At 31.3% G+C, this 16,018-nt stretch carries 12 protein-coding genes, 5 tRNA genes and 1 riboswitch; of the genes, 2 read left to right on the top strand and 15 right to left on the bottom strand.

Annotated elements, in window-relative coordinates; translation table 11 throughout:
* Positions 1–155: 155 nt before the first annotated feature.
* From PTZ02_RS00490 to recD2, 7 genes are all read right to left on the bottom strand, one after another.
* Entirely contained in the window at positions 156–842 is a 687-nt protein-coding gene (locus PTZ02_RS00490) for a FadR/GntR family transcriptional regulator (RefSeq protein WP_274225872.1), read from the bottom strand.
* Between the two features lie 127 nt (positions 843–969).
* A protein-coding gene (prfB, locus tag PTZ02_RS00485; RefSeq protein ID WP_274225871.1) for a peptide chain release factor 2 occupies positions 970–2,068 on the bottom strand; the annotation gives its coding sequence in 2 pieces (ribosomal slippage) (positions 970–1,989 and positions 1,991–2,068; 1,098 coding nt in all).
* A 72-nt stretch (positions 2,069–2,140) separates the two neighbouring features.
* On the bottom strand, positions 2,141–4,660 hold the full coding sequence (gene secA, locus PTZ02_RS00480) for a preprotein translocase subunit SecA (RefSeq protein ID WP_274225870.1): 2,520 nt from the start codon (positions 4,658–4,660) through the stop codon (positions 2,141–2,143).
* Positions 4,661–4,834: 174 nt separating this feature from the next.
* Positions 4,835–5,368 carry a ribosome hibernation-promoting factor, HPF/YfiA family gene (gene hpf, locus PTZ02_RS00475; protein ID WP_274225869.1) on the bottom strand — a complete coding sequence of 178 codons (534 nt, stop codon included), beginning with the start codon at positions 5,366–5,368 and terminating at the stop codon, positions 4,835–4,837.
* Positions 5,369–5,836: 468 nt separating this feature from the next.
* Positions 5,837–6,514, bottom strand: a complete 678-nt coding sequence (locus PTZ02_RS00470; RefSeq protein ID WP_274225868.1) for a ComF family protein — start codon at positions 6,512–6,514, stop codon at positions 5,837–5,839.
* A complete protein-coding gene (locus PTZ02_RS00465) occupies positions 6,499–7,515 on the bottom strand; it encodes a hypothetical protein (protein ID WP_274225867.1) in 1,017 nt (338 codons plus the stop codon). The genes PTZ02_RS00470 and PTZ02_RS00465 overlap by 16 nt, the downstream gene beginning before the upstream one ends.
* 67 nt (positions 7,516–7,582) lie before the next feature.
* On the bottom strand, positions 7,583–9,817 hold the full coding sequence (gene recD2, locus PTZ02_RS00460) for an SF1B family DNA helicase RecD2 (RefSeq protein ID WP_274225866.1): 2,235 nt from the start codon (positions 9,815–9,817) through the stop codon (positions 7,583–7,585).
* Between the two features lie 221 nt (positions 9,818–10,038).
* Between recD2 and nagA the strand changes: the two genes are divergently transcribed.
* The gene (gene nagA / locus PTZ02_RS00455) at positions 10,039–11,175 is read left to right on the top strand and encodes an N-acetylglucosamine-6-phosphate deacetylase (RefSeq protein ID WP_274225865.1); all 1,137 of its coding nucleotides are present in this window, start codon (positions 10,039–10,041) and stop codon (positions 11,173–11,175) included.
* A 75-nt stretch (positions 11,176–11,250) separates the two neighbouring features.
* Here the strand turns inward: nagA and metK are convergent, their stop codons facing one another.
* The 7 genes from metK to PTZ02_RS00420 all read right to left on the bottom strand — a co-directional run bounded on the left by metK (position 11,251) and on the right by PTZ02_RS00420 (position 14,099).
* Positions 11,251–12,426, bottom strand: a complete 1,176-nt coding sequence (gene metK / locus PTZ02_RS00450) for a methionine adenosyltransferase (RefSeq protein WP_274225864.1) — start codon at positions 12,424–12,426, stop codon at positions 11,251–11,253.
* Positions 12,427–12,519: 93 nt separating this feature from the next.
* Positions 12,520–12,623, bottom strand: a riboswitch (SAM riboswitch).
* Between the two features lie 136 nt (positions 12,624–12,759).
* A tRNA-Tyr gene (locus PTZ02_RS00445) sits at positions 12,760–12,845 on the bottom strand.
* A 6-nt stretch (positions 12,846–12,851) separates the two neighbouring features.
* Positions 12,852–12,926: transfer RNA gene (locus PTZ02_RS00440), tRNA-Thr, on the bottom strand.
* A gap of 26 nt (positions 12,927–12,952) precedes the next feature.
* A tRNA-Val gene (locus PTZ02_RS00435) sits at positions 12,953–13,028 on the bottom strand.
* 26 nt (positions 13,029–13,054) lie between these two features.
* Positions 13,055–13,140, bottom strand: a tRNA-Tyr gene (locus PTZ02_RS00430).
* A 6-nt stretch (positions 13,141–13,146) separates the two neighbouring features.
* Positions 13,147–13,221, bottom strand: a tRNA-Thr gene (locus PTZ02_RS00425).
* Positions 13,222–13,502: 281 nt separating this feature from the next.
* Positions 13,503–14,099, bottom strand: coding sequence for a hypothetical protein (locus PTZ02_RS00420; protein WP_274225863.1), 597 nt, complete (start codon positions 14,097–14,099; stop codon positions 13,503–13,505).
* A gap of 154 nt (positions 14,100–14,253) precedes the next feature.
* On the opposite strand from PTZ02_RS00420, the gene yyaC reads away from it, so the two are divergent.
* Complete coding sequence (yyaC, locus tag PTZ02_RS00415; protein ID WP_274225862.1) at positions 14,254–14,784, top strand: spore protease YyaC; 531 nt, start codon at positions 14,254–14,256, stop codon at positions 14,782–14,784.
* Between the two features lie 184 nt (positions 14,785–14,968).
* On the opposite strand, the gene PTZ02_RS00410 is transcribed toward yyaC, so the two are convergent.
* Positions 14,969–16,000 carry a rod shape-determining protein gene (locus PTZ02_RS00410; RefSeq protein WP_274225861.1) on the bottom strand — a complete coding sequence of 344 codons (1,032 nt, stop codon included), beginning with the start codon at positions 15,998–16,000 and terminating at the stop codon, positions 14,969–14,971.
* Positions 16,001–16,018: the final 18 nt, after the last annotated feature.

Below are 16,018 nucleotides of genomic sequence, written 5' to 3'. Positions count from 1 at the left end.
AACCTTTTCTGCTGTGAATGGAATAATAAATAAAAATAAAACAAGACTTTTTAATTTTTTTATTAAAAAGTCTTGTTTTATAAATAAAATTACTATTCTAGTAAAAATACCTACATTTTTTAAATAATTTATCAAAGTGACTGTTAAAAGATTAACTACATTTTGACAGATTGTTTTATTAGTGTATAATGTTCTTCCATTGCTTTAATTATCTTTTCTTCATCTCTGCTTCTTAATGCTAAGTATATACTTTCATGTATTTCTACTAATTTTCTGTCATTTTTAAATAAATCTATAATTTGACTTCTATATTCCTTAATTGATATTTCTATTAATTTAGAGACAACATTTAAAACATTTATTATTAACTTGTTTCTACTTGTAGTTGTAATAAGGTTATGAAATTCTTTATCTAAAATGCTGCTTCTTTCCTCGCTATCAGTTTCTTTCATTTCGCTTATTATTGATAGCAACCTATCCATTTCATAGTCTCTTATGTTTTTAGCTGCCAACCTACAACATTCTAATTCTAGAACTTCTCTTAATTGAAATATATCCTTTGGACTACTTTCCTGAAGCATAAACATTACTGATAAAGGTTCAAATAACGATGTAGCAAAGTCGTCTTTTATATAATTCCCGGCCCCTTGTTTGCTTTCAACTAGTCCAATTATTTCTAATGATCTAATTGCCTCCCTTACAGAGGTTCTTGATACCTTAAGACTTTCAGCAAGTTCTCTTTCTGTTGGAAGTTTATCTCCTTTTCTTAATTCTCTTTTAAATACCATATCTTTTATACTATCTATAACCACTTCATAAGCCTTTGTGTTTTTAACTTCCATAATTACTACCCTCTTTTATGTTTTCTTTACATATAGAATACCATATAAAAGATTTACTTCAAAGTTTATGAGTAAATATAAAAAACGCTAGAAAATTTAAATCTAGCGTTTTTACTCTTTATCATTTTTAATTTTGACTTAAATATACGTTAATAAAATCTTGAAGATTTCCATCCATTACACTATTAACGTTCGATGTCTCGTAGTTAGTTCTATGATCCTTTACCATAGAATATGGGTGGAATACATATGATCTTATTTGACTTCCCCATCCCATGTCTTTAAGCTCTCCAGTTAAGTCTTCAATCTTTTCTTTATGAGCTCTTTCTTTTAATTCAATTAACTTTGCTTTAAGCATATTCATTGCTGTTTCTCTGTTTTGTATTTGACTTCTTTCATTCTGGCACTGTACTACTATTCCTGTTGGTATATGCGTAATTCTAACAGCTGATTCTGTTTTATTTACGTGCTGCCCACCTGCTCCACTAGCTCTATAAGTATCTGTCTTAAGATCAGCTGGATTTATTTCTATATCTTGTTCCTTCGTAAGTTCTGGTAATACTTCTACTGATGCAAAAGAAGTTTGGCGTTTACCATTGGCGTTATATGGTGAAATTCTTACCAATCTATGAATTCCTTTCTCAGCCTTAAGATATCCATATGCAAATTCACCTTCAACTCTTAGGGTAACACTTTTAACTCCAGCTTCATCTCCTGGTAAGTAATCTAGTGTCTCTAGCTTATATCCCCTACCTTCACAGTAACGAGTATACATTCTTAATAACATTTCTGTCCAGTCATTAGCGTCAGTTCCACCTACTCCTGTATGTAAAGTTAAAATTGCATTATTTCTATCATATTCTCCTGATAAAAGTATTTCTATTTTCAACTTTTCCACTTCATTGTTAAGCATATTAATTTCATTTATAGTCTCTTTTATAGTTTCTTCGTCATCTTCTTCTACGAGCTCTATTAATACTTCTATATCTTCTACCTTAGAAAAAAGTGAATTAAAATATTCTATTTTGTCCTTAACTCTTTTAGCTTCTTGAGTTATTTCTCCCGCTTTTGCTATATCATCCCAAAAGCCCTTTTCTTGCATATTTAATTCTAATTCCTGAAGCTTCTTACTTAAACCTGAAAGGTCAAAGTGAAGCCCCCATTTCCTCTAATATTTCTTTTATGACTTTAAATTTTGAAACAGCATTTTCTAACTCTAAAATCATCTACATCACCGCTTTCCAACATAATTTAAAGAAACTCAGCTTAGCTGAGTCTCTTATACTAATTATATATTCTTATATACTTGTTCTTCCATGACAATTTTTATATTTCTTTCCTGAACCACATGGACAAAGATCATTTCTTCCAACTTTCTTTTCCTTTTTAACTGGTTGTTTCTTTGTTTCTTCCTCTTCACCACCATGAGAAGCTCCTGTAACTTCTGCTACTCTTTCTCTTTCTGGTGCTTTTTCTACTCTTACATGGAATAACATTCTAACAGTTTCAAGTTTGATATTTTCGATCATTTCATCGAACATATTAGAACCTTCAAATTGATATGCTTGTGTAGGATCTTGTTGCTTATATGCTCTTAATCCTATACCTTGTTTTAAGTGATCCATACTATCAATATGATCCATCCACTTTGTATCTACTGCTCTTAATAAAATAATTCTTTCAACTTCTCTCATTTGCTCTTCGCCAAATTCAAGTTCTTTTCCAGCATATATCTCATTAGCTTTAGATAATAGAGCTTCTTTTATTTCATCATTTGAAAGTTTAGCTAATTCCTCTACAGTAAATGTTCCATGCGGAATACATATTTCCTCTAGATATGTTAATAAGTTCTTAACTTGTGTATCTATATCGTCTTCTACATTAGTTAAATGTGCATCCACAGAAGCATGAATAAGTTCTCTAGTCATATCCACAACTTCAGTCTTAACATTTTCACCTTCTAAAACTTCAGCTCTTTGTTTGTAGATAATTTCTCTTTGCATATTCATAACATCATCATATCCAAGTAATGTTTTTCTTATGTCAAAGTTATTTCCTTCTACTTTCTTTTGAGCATTTTCTATAGATTTTGAAACCATTTTACTTTCTATAGCTTCATCTTCTTTTAGACCAAGTTTGTCAACCATTGGTGCAATTCTTTCTGATCCAAATATTCTCATTAAATCATCTTCAAGAGAAATATAGAATCTTGAAGATCCAGGATCTCCTTGACGTCCAGATCTACCTCTTAACTGGTTATCTATTCTTCTTGATTCATGTCTTTCAGTACCTATTATTTTTAAACCGCCAAGTTCTGTTACACCTTCACCAAGTTTAATATCTGTACCTCTACCAGCCATGTTAGTTGCTATAGTAACCATTCCTCTTTCACCAGCATGAGTAATGATTTCCGCTTCTTGCTCGTGATACTTAGCATTAAGAACTTGATGAGGAATTCCTCTTTTCTTTAATAAAGATGAAAGTAGTTCAGATTTTTCAATACTTACAGTACCTACTAGAACTGGCTGACCTGCTTCATAAGTTTCAGCAATTTCTTCAACTACTGCCATAAACTTACCTAGTTCACTTTTATATACTAAATCTGGATGATCCATTCTTGCTATTGGCATATGTGTAGGTATTACTATAACATCTAAACCATAGATTTCTCTAAATTCTATTTCTTCTGTTAATGCAGTACCTGTCATACCAGAAAGTTTTTCATATATTCTAAAGTAGTTTTGGAATGTTATTGTTGCAAGAGTTTTAGATTCTCTTTCAACTTTAACTCCCTCTTTTGCTTCTATAGCTTGGTGAAGACCATCAGAATATCTTCTACCTTCCATAAGTCTTCCTGTAAATTCATCTACTATTATAACTTCTCCATCTTTAACCATGTAATCTTTATCTCTTTTCATTACATAGTTAGCTTTAAGGGCTTGAGTTATATAGTGCTGTAATTCCATATTCTCTGCATCAGCATAGTTTTGCACTTGAAATGCACCTTCTGCCATCTTAACGCCTTCTTCTGTTAACATCGCAGCATTTGCCTTTTCATCAATTGTATAGTGCTCTTCATGCTTTAGCTTTTTAACAAAGAAATCTGCTATCTTATAAAATTCAGTAGACTTTTCTCCTGCCCCTGAAATAATAAGTGGAGTTCTAGCTTCATCTATTAAAATTGAGTCAACCTCATCCACAATAGCAAAGTTTAACTTTCTTTGAACTCTTTCTTCTTTGTAAATTACCATATTATCTCTTAAGTAATCAAAACCAAACTCATTGTTTGTTCCATAAGTTATATCTGAATTATATGCTTCTCTTCTTTGATCATTATTAAGTTCATGAACAATAACCCCAGTTGTTAATCCAAGAAATTCATATACATTACTCATCCAGTCTCTATCTCTTTTTGCAAGGTAATCATTTACTGTAACTATATGAACCCCTTTTCCAGTTAAAGCGTTTAAATAAGCAGGTAAGGTTGCCACTAATGTTTTACCTTCACCAGTTTTCATTTCTGAAATTCTTCCTTGGTGTAATACAATACCACCAATTAATTGTTCTCTATAATGTTTAAGTCCAATTGTTCTCCAAGCTGCTTCTCTTACAACTGCAAAAGCTTCTGGTAAAATATGATCTAAAGATTCTCCATCTTCTTGTACTCTCTTTTTAAATTCATCAGTTTTTGCTCTAAGTTCTTCATTACTTAGTGCTTCCATCTCAGGTCCTAATGCATCTATCTTGTCAACTATAGGTTTAATTCTTTTTACTTCCCTATCGCTATAGCTTCCAAAGACTTTACTAATTATCCCCATATTTATCCTCACAATCTTCTATTTATTTTATAATTCTACCTATATATTATAGCATTGACTACACATTTTGCAAGGTTTTGGTCAATCCAATAATTATTTTATAATTTTCATATCATAATTTAAAAACTCAGCTTTCGCTGAGTTTTATTATAAATATAATTTTTTACATATGTTTTAAAATTCTGCTTCAATTAAACCATATTGTCCATCTTTTCTCTTATATACAACATTCATATCATTTGTCTCTCCATCTTGATATACAAAGAAATTATGTCCTAATAGTTCCATCTGTAAGATAGCTTCTTCAGTTGACATTGGCTTAACATTAAACCTTTTTGTCTTAACAACTTTAAATTCTTGTTCATCTTCTTCTGGAATTGATTCAAAGCTAACATATCTTAGTGAGTCAGCTCCACCATGAGCTCTTCTAGAAATTTTAGTTCTTTGTTTTCTAATTTGTCTTTCTAGTTTCTCTTCAACTAAATCTATTGACCTATATAAATCATCTGTTGATTCTTCTCCTCTAAGTATAATTCCATTAAAAGGAATGGTTACTTCGATAGTTTGTCTATTCTTTTGTACACTTAAGGTTGCTCTAGCTTCAACATCTGGATTAAAATACTTTCCTAATTTGGAAATTTTCTTTTCAACAGTGTCTTTTAAGGCTTGTGTTAATTCAATATTTTTTGCAATTACAGTTACTTTCATAAGGTCAACCCCCTCTTATACTTTAACTCTTATATTAAGAATTAAGTACTTGTTTGTTAATATTATTTTACAATTATTTTTACATAATATCAATACAAATTTTCTGAATTTACAGAATATTTGGTGAGTTTAGGTTGTGAAATCTCCTTTTTTCTTGCTTTTTCCCCTTTATAGGACATTTATTTACGTATATTACACTAAATAAAAAAACAGCCTTTAATAGGCTGTTATCTAACATTATATATTGTAATAAAGCTAGCTGACCTGGTCTTTGACCCCACACTCGCCTGCTGGAACTTTTGCTACCCGGAATTAACCTCTCACTACTAGCTCTCTCAATTTCAAAATTGGCAGGACTTACTTCTATACCGCACCATGCTCATTAAAACTTTGTTTAACTTACGTGGATCGTTTTGCCTGCGACTGGCATCGACTTTCAACCACAAACCTAGCTTTATTCTCTTTCTATTATAGCTTGCTTTTTGCAATAGTCAATATTTTTACTTCTTTAGCCCCACTTTTTTTCAATTCTCTAGCGCATGATATTACAGTTGCTCCTGTTGTAAAAATATCATCAATAAGAATTATTTTCTTTCCTTTAATATTATCTATACCATTGGTATAAAAGGCACCTTCTACATTTTTAAAGCGTTCCTTTTTTGTAAGCTTTTTTTGTTCTCCTATATTTTTCTTCTTAGCTAATAATGGAGAAATAGGTATGGAATAATACTTTCCTAAGCCTTTGGCCAAGTATAAGCACTGATTAAACCTTCTTTTTTTCTCTTTATCTTTGCTTAGTGGCACATAGGTTATGACATCTCCCTTGATATTCCATTCTTTCATACCTTCTATTAATAAACCTATTAAAAAATTTCCAGTATAAAATTCTCTCTTCTCTTTAAAATTTATTATTAATGTTTTTAACTCTTTGGTGTAATATACACATGAATGGATAGTATATATATTTTGTCTATATTCCCTTATCTCAGGACTAGTTACTTTTATTAATTTCTTTTTGCATACATCACATATAACTTCCTCTTCTTCTAGTCTTCCACAAATAGGGCATTTATCATTTTTAGGATAAATAACTATTAGAAGACATTCAAAAAGGTATTTTAGTATAGCTTTTATTGCTTTTCCCATACTAATTTATTTAACTCTCTTGTTATCTCCTTTGCTTTTTCCATTGACGATGTAATTTCATTGGCCACTAAAATTATCTCACCAAATTCACAATTTCTATAACCAACTTTTCCACAAAGAAAAACTATTTTTTTATAATCAAACCTGCTTTCATGAGCTTTCAATACTATTACATCAATATTCCCAAAGGTTTTTAATGATTCCCCAATATATTCGGTAATTATCATTACCGGTTCTTTTGGATTAGTTATTCTCTTTTCAAATTTTTTTATTTCATCTTGTTCGCTAAACCTGATTACAGTTACATCTGAGAAAATAGAAATTTTATTTTTATAAAGCTCATAAACTTTATCCGCTGTATCTTTACTAGGAGTATGGATTACAACTCTTCTTCCGTTCTCTTTAAACCATTTAAAATATTCATATAATAAGTAGGGAATATCTTCTTCAAGATTAATTCGAGTAGTAATGAATCTCGGTTCAATCATTGGATAAGAATTAAGAATACCTCCTAATTCAAGCTTTTGTATATTATTAAATACATTCTCTATTGAATAGATAATAATTTTATTAGTAAATCTATATATTCTTTCGATTCTCTCTGTTATTTGTAATTTTGAACAATTTGAAAAGCTAGTTATATCATCATAAATTATTAACTCAATTTCTTCTTTTAATACATCTATATTGGAAGAATTTATAAAATACAGCACCCCATTTTCTATTGTTCCATTCAATTTTTTTACATAAGAATATCTTATATCGCCTAAGTGTTCTTTAATATATTCAATTAACTCCCAATTATTGTCATACCCATTAATGATATAAACAACCTTTTTATTCTTTTTTAACAAACTAAATATTATCTCTGAAAATAGGATGGAGCTATTATATGGTCGAGAAATAATATTTAGCATTTTATTTCCTTCTCTGGCATACCATGAATTAATTTTATTTTTAGCAAAATTCAATTCTTTCAAATTCTTTTTTTCTTCTTCCATCTTATTTATCCTCTCTTGAATATATTCAAGTTATTAGTTGAACTTAAAACCCTAATGTTGAGTTACTCTACGTATTAATAAACGCCTCATGAGAAATTATATCTTTAATTCTATATTTTAAAGATGAGAATCTTTCCATAGATTTAGTATTTTCAATCATAAACTTTAAGGCCTTAACTGATCCTACTATAACTACTAATTCTTTGGCCCTTGTAATACCTGTATATAATAAATTTCTATTCATTAAAAATGGAGATCCCATATATGAAGGTATTATTATTACAGGGAATTCACTTCCTTGACTTTTATGAATTGTAATTGAATATGCTAAATCCAGTTCATCTAGAAATATAAAATCATATACAACTTTTCTTTCTTCTTCAAATACTACTGTCAAAGTTTTTTCTTCCTCATCTATTGAATGAATAAATCCCATATCCCCATTAAAAACGCCTACTCCTTCTGGTTCCCCAGCTCCACCTATCCTCTTCCATTTTAAAGTGTAGTTATTCTTTGTTTGCATCACCTTGTCACCAACGCGAAAAACCCCTTCTTTTAATGCCTTTTCCTTTTTATTAAAAGCAGGTGGATTTAGTATTTGCTGTAACTGTGTATTTAAATTACTAACACCCAATAATCCTTTTTTCATTGGTGAAAGAATTTGAAGATGCTTAAGCTTATCCCATTCGCTATTAAATTTAGGTAATCTTACATTTACAAGCTCTATTAAAGTTGATAACACTTTATCTAAGGATTCTTCTTTTATAAAAAAGAAATCCTTATCCCTATCATTTAATAGTGGCATTTCGCCTTGATTTATTTTGTGAGCATTTACTATTATCATGCTCTCATTTCCTTGTCTAAATATCTCTTTAAGTCTTATTACTTCCGTAAATTCACTTTCAATTAAATCCTTAAGTACATTTCCAGGGCCTACTGAAGGCAATTGATCTACGTCTCCAACAAATATTACTCTAGTTCCAACTTTAATAGCCTTTAATAATAAATTCATTACCATTACATCAATCATAGATGCTTCATCTATAATTACTACATCAGCTTCAAGTGGACTAGATTCATCTCTGCCAAAAAAGCTCCTTTCTTCTTCATCAGAAATACCCATTTCCAATAGTCTGTGAATAGTTTTAGCTTCCTTTCCAGTAGACTCACTCATTCTTTTAGCGGCTCTGCCAGTTGGGGCACCTAATACTACTTTATATGCTGACTTTTCAAAAATACTAATTATACATTTAATAATAGTAGTTTTTCCTGTTCCTGGCCCCCCTGTAATTATTTCTATTCCATTTGTAAATGCCCCCATTATGGCATTTTTTTGTGATGGTGCGAATTTAATATCATTAGCGCTTTCAAATCTTGATATTTCATATTCTATATCTGTATTTATTTTTTGGAAGTTTGCAACTGACAGGGTCAATATTCTTTTAGTTATACCTATTTCGCAATAATAATAAGGTAGAGTAAAAACACATTCCTTATCCTGTATTTTTTCTAAAACTAACTTTTGAGCTGCACAAGAATTAATTAAATTCTGAGTTATCACTTCCTCAGAAACAGTCAAAACTTCCCTTCCCTCTTTTATCAACTTTTCTTTTGGCATATATGTATTTCCATTTGCACAAAATTCATTAATTACATACTTTATTCCACTCTCTATTCTAAATGGAGAATCTGCCTCAATTCCAATACTTCTAGCAATTTTGTCTGCTGTTTTAAATCCTATTCCTGAAATTTCTTCACAAAGCAGGTATGGGTTCTCCTTAACTGCTGCAATAGAATCACTTCCAAGTGTTTTATATATTTTAATACACTGATTGGTAGTAACTCCATGACTTTGAAAAAAAATAATTATATTCTTTAGTTCCTTTTGCTCTTCATATGACTCTTTTATTAGAAGAAACTTTTTCTCTCCAATTCCTTCAATTTCTCTTAATCTATCTATATTCTTGTCTAAAATATCTAAAGACTCTTCACCAAATTTAGCAATAATTTTCTTTGATGTAATTGGCCCAATTCCATATATTACACCTGAAGATAAGTATTTTTCAATGCCTTCAACTGTATTAGGCACTATTTCTTCACATTCCTCTATCTTTATTTGTCTTCCAAAGCTCGGGTGCAAGACCCACTCTCCTTTTATCTTTAAGTTTTGTCCTTCCTTAATATAAGGTACAACACCTACTGCTGTAAAAGTTGTGGTTCCATTTGAAAGCTTTGCAACCATATATCCATTATCTTCGTTATGAAAAACTATACTTTCCACAACTCCACTTACTTCTTCCATAACATCTCTCCTGCTTAAGTATAACTATAGGGTTTTTCATGAGAAACTTAATTTATTAATTAAACATAAAACCCTATATAATTCAACTATTTAACTTATATATTATTTATCAAAGAATTATATATACTAAGATTATACCACAATTTATACTATTTAAATCGCTCTTTAATAGTTGACTGAAATAGTATTTGAAGCTATTCTATTTTTAGGGGGTGACATTAATGTTAATTAAAAATGTCAATATAATTTACTTAGATAAAATTGAAAAAGGTTCTGTTCTTATTGAAGACGGAAAAATAAAATCACTAAATCCCTCAAGCTATGATACTAATGAAATAATCGATGGCGAAGGATTATATCTATCTGCTGGATTTATAGATGTTCATATCCATGGTGCTGGTGGTTATGACACAATGAACGGCACCTTTGAAGCTATAAATGAAATAGCTAAAAATATAGTAAAGCATGGAACAACATCCTTTACTCCAACCACAATGACAGTAGCAGTTGAAGATATTCATAAATCAATGGAAGCAATATCATATGCTAAGACTCATGGTACTGATGGAGCAAATGTCTTAGGTGCTCACTTAGAAGGGCCTTTTATTAGCCCACAAGCTATAGGTGCACAAAATCCTAACTTCTTACAAAAACCATCAATTGAAACATATAACAATATGGTTAGTGGATTTGAAGATGCAGTTACTTCTATTACAGTTGCACCAGAAGTTGATGGTGCTCTTGAATTGATATCTTACTTAAATTCTAAAGGAGTAAGAGTTTCAGTTGGTCATACAAAAGCAACTTATAATGAAGTGGTTTCTGGTATCAAGGCTGGAATTTCTCATTCAACTCATTTATTCAATGCAATGACTGGACTACATCATAGAGAACCAGGAGCTATTGGTGCAATTTTTGATACGGATATTACTACAGAAACTATCTCTGATGGAATTCACATTGCTTACCCATCTCTAAGAGTGGCTTACAAAACTAAAACTACAGATAAGGTTTTATTAATTACTGATGCAATGGAAGCTTGTTGTATGCCTGAAGGAGAATATTCCTTAGGAGGTCAGCCTGTTTTTGTAAAGGATGGTGCTGCTAGACTTGAAAATGGAGCATTAGCAGGTTCAATCTTAACTCTTGATAAAGCTGTTAAGAATGTTTTTGATAATTCTAATTATCCTTTGTATGAAGTTGTTAAAATGGCTACTTATAATCCAGCTAGACACTGCAAAGTTGATAATAAAAAAGGCTTAATCAAAGAAGGTTTTGATGCAGATTTAGTTTTATTTGATGATAATATTAATATTAAATATTCAATTGTAAACGGAAAAATTATATTTAAAGCATAACAAACAAATACCCCCAGAATGTCAGTGACATCCTGGGGGTATTTCATTGTAAAAAACTATTACTTTAATTTTTTATTATAGTAAAGTTTTTATTTCTTCAACTCTGTTTAATTCTTCCCATGGAAGGTTTAAATCTGTTCTTCCAAAGTGACCATAAGCAGCAGTTTGCTTAAATATTGGTCTTCTTAAGTCTAGATCTCTTATTATAGCAGCTGGTCTTAAGTCGAAAACCTTATTTATGATTTCTACTATCTTATCATCAGCTATTTTTCCAGTGCCAAAAGTATCAACTTCTATAGAAACTGGTTTTGCAACTCCAATCGCATATGCTAATTCTATTTCCAATTTAGTTGCTACACCTGCAGCAACTAAGTTTTTAGCTACCCATCTTGCAGCATAAGCAGCACTTCTATCAACCTTAGTTGGATCTTTACCAGAGAATGCTCCACCACCGTGTCTTCCGTATCCACCATAGGTATCAACAATAATTTTTCTTCCTGTTAGCCCAGAATCTCCTTGTGGTCCTCCAATAACAAATCTTCCAGTTGGATTTATGTAATATTTTGTTTCACCGTCTAATAATTCAGCAGGTATAACAGCTTTAATTACATGTTCAATCATATCTGTTTTTATTTGTTCTTGAGTTACCTCTGGTCCATGTTGAGTTGAAATAACTATTGCATCAATTCTTTTAACTTTATCTCCATCATACTCAACTGTTACTTGAGTCTTTCCATCTGGTCTTAAATATTCTAATGTACCATTCTTTCTTACTTCTGATAATCTTCTTGAAAGTCTATGAGCCATTGCTATCGGTGCAGGCATAAATTCTGGAGTTTCATTTGTTGCAAATCCAAACATCATACCTTGGTCTCCAGCACCAACTGCATCAATCTTGTCCATATCCCCTTCTCTTGATTCAAGAGCCTCATCAACACCTTGTGCTATATCTGAAGATTGTTCGTCTATTGTAGTTAATACTGCACATGTTTCGCAGTCAAAGCCAAATTTTGCTCTATCATATCCAATCTCTTTTACTGTTTTTCTTACGATTTTAGGAATGTCCACATAACATGATGTAGATATTTCTCCCATTACCATAACCATACCTGTAGTAACAGTAGTTTCACAAGCTACTCTTGCATATGGATCTTTAGAGATAATGTCGTCTAATATTGAATCCGAAATTTGATCACAGATTTTATCTGGATGTCCTTCTGTAACTGATTCTGAAGTAAATAATCTTTTCATTTTTTTCTCCTTTCATTTAAAACAATACTCAGACTTTATTTTTCCAAAAAATAAAGTCTCCTCGATAAGAAGAGACTAATAATACTATTCTCTCTCTTATCTCGCAGAAATATAAATCCTGCAGGAATTGGCACCTTGTGTACACACAGGTTGCCGGGTTTCATCGGGCCCTTTCCCTCCGCCTCTCTTGATAAGAGTTATTTATTTTTACGCTATATGATTCTAACACTTTATATTATGTATGTCAATATAAAATAAGTCTATATAAAAATTATTTTTAATAACTTATTTTATTATTCTTTTAAATAAAAAAAGTAGACAAATGTCTACTTTTGGTGGAGGAGGACGGATTCGAACCATCGAAGCGATCACGCAACAGATTTACAGTCTGCCCCCTTTGGCCACTCGGGAACTCCTCCATATAATGGAGCTGGCAATAGGAATCGAACCTACAACCTGCTGATTACAAGTCAGCTGCTCTACCGTTGAGCCATGCCAGCATATTATTAATTTTTTATAGTTATAATGGTGGGCACAACAGGGTTCGAACCTGTGACCCCCTGCTTGTAAGGCAGGTGCTCTCCCAGCTGAGCTATGCGCCCTTATTTGTAAAAAATGATTAATTATTTGGTGGAGGAGGACGGATTCGAAACATCGAAGCGATAACGCAACAGATTTACAGTCTGCCCCCTTGGTCCACTCGGGAACTCCTCCATATAATGGAGCTGGCAATAGGAATCGTACATTCAACCTGCTGATTACAAGTCAGCTGCTCTACCGTTGAGCCATGCCAGCATATTATTAATTAATCATTATACACTTTATTATGAATACTATTTACAAATTATATACTATTCATTATTTACCTAACTACGTTGACCGACAATGAATAGTATAAGGGGATAACAAATAAGTTTCAACCCCTATATTTACTCATATAGCAAAATTAACTCTCTATTCCTTCATTATCCTTTATTATCCTTGTAATATATCTACTATATCAATAATCTCACATTTCTACAATAAGTTCAAGCTTCAGCATAGAAATTATAAAACCCAACTATTAAAATAGCATTTTATGTATCAATGTATTGCTCAATCTTGTCTGTATTTATATATGGATTAAGAATCCCCTTAACTTCGTTATATTCATTAGAATTTAGTCTACTTTTAAGTATCCTAAAAATTTCTTTTGCTCCATTAACTTCATCGTCAGATGCTAGTATCTGTTTAATCCTTGCAAAATCAAAGCTAGATAAGCGTTTTGCATAAAATAATAATTTAGCTTTGCTTGTCAAAGACATCTTACTTTCAATTGTACTCTTATCAACTTTAAATATCATTGCTGCTGTTAAAGCATCATCTTCATTATCTTTTACTTTCTTACTATTATCTGTGTAGCTTTTTTCAGGTATTACTTCCCCTTTGTCATCTTTGTCATCTTTGTCCTCTTTTTCTGCTTTTTTAGCTGGTTCCTCTTGTGTTTTAACATCTTCCTTTTTTGTTTCTTGTTTAGTACTTTTTTCAGAATTTGCTACCTTTTTTTCTGAAGTTTGCTTATTCACTTGTACACTGCTACCTTTTTCATTTTCGTTATTTAAAGGCTTCAATATAAAATACACACTAACAGCTGTAGCAATAATAACAATTATAGTTAGAATCTTTTTATTCATTTAATCACCTCACACTATTTAGTTTTATTGCCACTTTTTTATGTATTTATACTTTTTTTAATAAATTTAATATTCCCTTCATATATAGTATAGTACCTTTTAAATTTCTACTTAGGTTATACTTTTATTTCAGTTTTAAGAAAGGGGAATTTCTTTGAATAAGGTTAAAGTCTCATATAAAGACCCTATGTCCTATTATGAACTGGCATACTTTTTAAAAGATTATATTAATAATGAAACCATAATAATATGTATAGGTACAGATAAATGTATTGGGGATTGCCTTGGCCCAATGGTTGGAACCCTATTAATTGACACCTTACTTCCTATCCCTGTATACGGAACCTTAAACTCACCTATTCATGCATTAAATATAGACGACAAGCTTCAGGAGATATATGTAAAGCATCCTAACGCCTTAATTATAGGTATTGATGCCTGTCTTGGTGATACTGATTCTGTGGGTGAAATACACGTGAGAGATTACCCGATTCATCCTGGGAAAGGCGTAGGAAAAAAACTTCCTAAAGTAGGGGACGTCTCAATTATTGGTATAGTCGATACAAGTAATAATTCCGAAATTTTTTCAAATAGATCAATTCGACTATCCCTTATATTTGAAATGTGTAAAGTTATTGTTAAAGGAATTGTTCATAGTTATTATCTTTCATCAAGCACAAAATAAAAAATGGTCTAAAAAGTAAAAAAAGTTAATAGTTAAAGTACTAAATTATTAGTTATTACTTTAACTATTAACCTCAAAAATTTTAAAAAACTTAAAGGATGGTTAAAAAATCGTCAAAAAAGAATATAGTACTGATATTGCTAAAACCCTTTAATCATCCTTAATCTTTCATTTTAGTATATTACTATGCTCTTTGCACTTCATTTTCGATAGCTTCTGTATTATTCTTGTTTATACTTGCAAGAACCTTTCCCGATCCTAATACAACACATTCTACAGTATCATTTGCAATGTATACTCTAACTCCAGTCTCAAACTCTATTAACTTATCTAATCCATGTAATAAAGCTCCTCCGCCGGTCATTAATATTCCCTTGTCAATAATATCTGCTGCCAACTCTGGTGGAGTTTTTTCTAAAACATCATGAATTTTATCAACTATTAATCTGACAGGCTCTTCAAGTGCACTAACTAACTCCTCAGTTGTAACTTCTATGTTATCTGGTAATCCAGTAACAAGATTTCTACCCCTTACAGTTGCTGTTTCGTTTCTAGCACCTTTTAAAGCTGATGCTGCCAAGATTTTAACTTCTTCTGCTGTTTTTTCTCCAATCATTAATTTGAATTTATTTCTTATATACCTAATAATAGCTTCATCAAATCTATCTCCAGCTACTTTAATTGATGCTCTTACAACTACTCCCTTTAGAGATATTACAGCGATATCAGTTGTTCCTCCACCTATATCTATAACCATAGAGCCACTTGGTTCAGAAATATCCAAACCTGCACCTACTGCAGCTGCAAGTGGTTCCTCTATTAGATAAACAGATTTTGCTCCTGAATTTTTTGCTGCATCAATAACAGCTCTCTTTTCTACCTCTGTTGCCTGTGATGGTATACACACCATAACCTTTGGAGCAGAGATTTTTCTTTTTCCACAACTCTTTTGAATAAAATGTCTTAACATTTTCTCAGTAATATCATAATCAGAAATTACACCATTTCTTAGTGGACGTACTGCAACTATATTACCAGGTGTACGACCTATCATTTTTCTTGCATCTTCTCCTACAGCTAAAACTTTATTTGTATTTTTATCTACTGCCACAACTGAAGGCTCTTTTAATATTATTCCTTTTCCCGCCATATAAACTAGAACTGTTGCTGTACCTAGGTCAATAGCAAGATCAGTTCCCATTCTCCAAAACCACATTCCATATTCACTCCTAAA

It is taken from the genome of Clostridium sp. 'White wine YQ' (assembly GCF_028728205.1).
GTDB lineage: Bacteria > Bacillota > Clostridia > Clostridiales > Clostridiaceae > Clostridium_T.
Note: the sequence above shows the minus strand (reverse complement) of the source record. Positions and strands in the feature narration are given on the sequence as shown.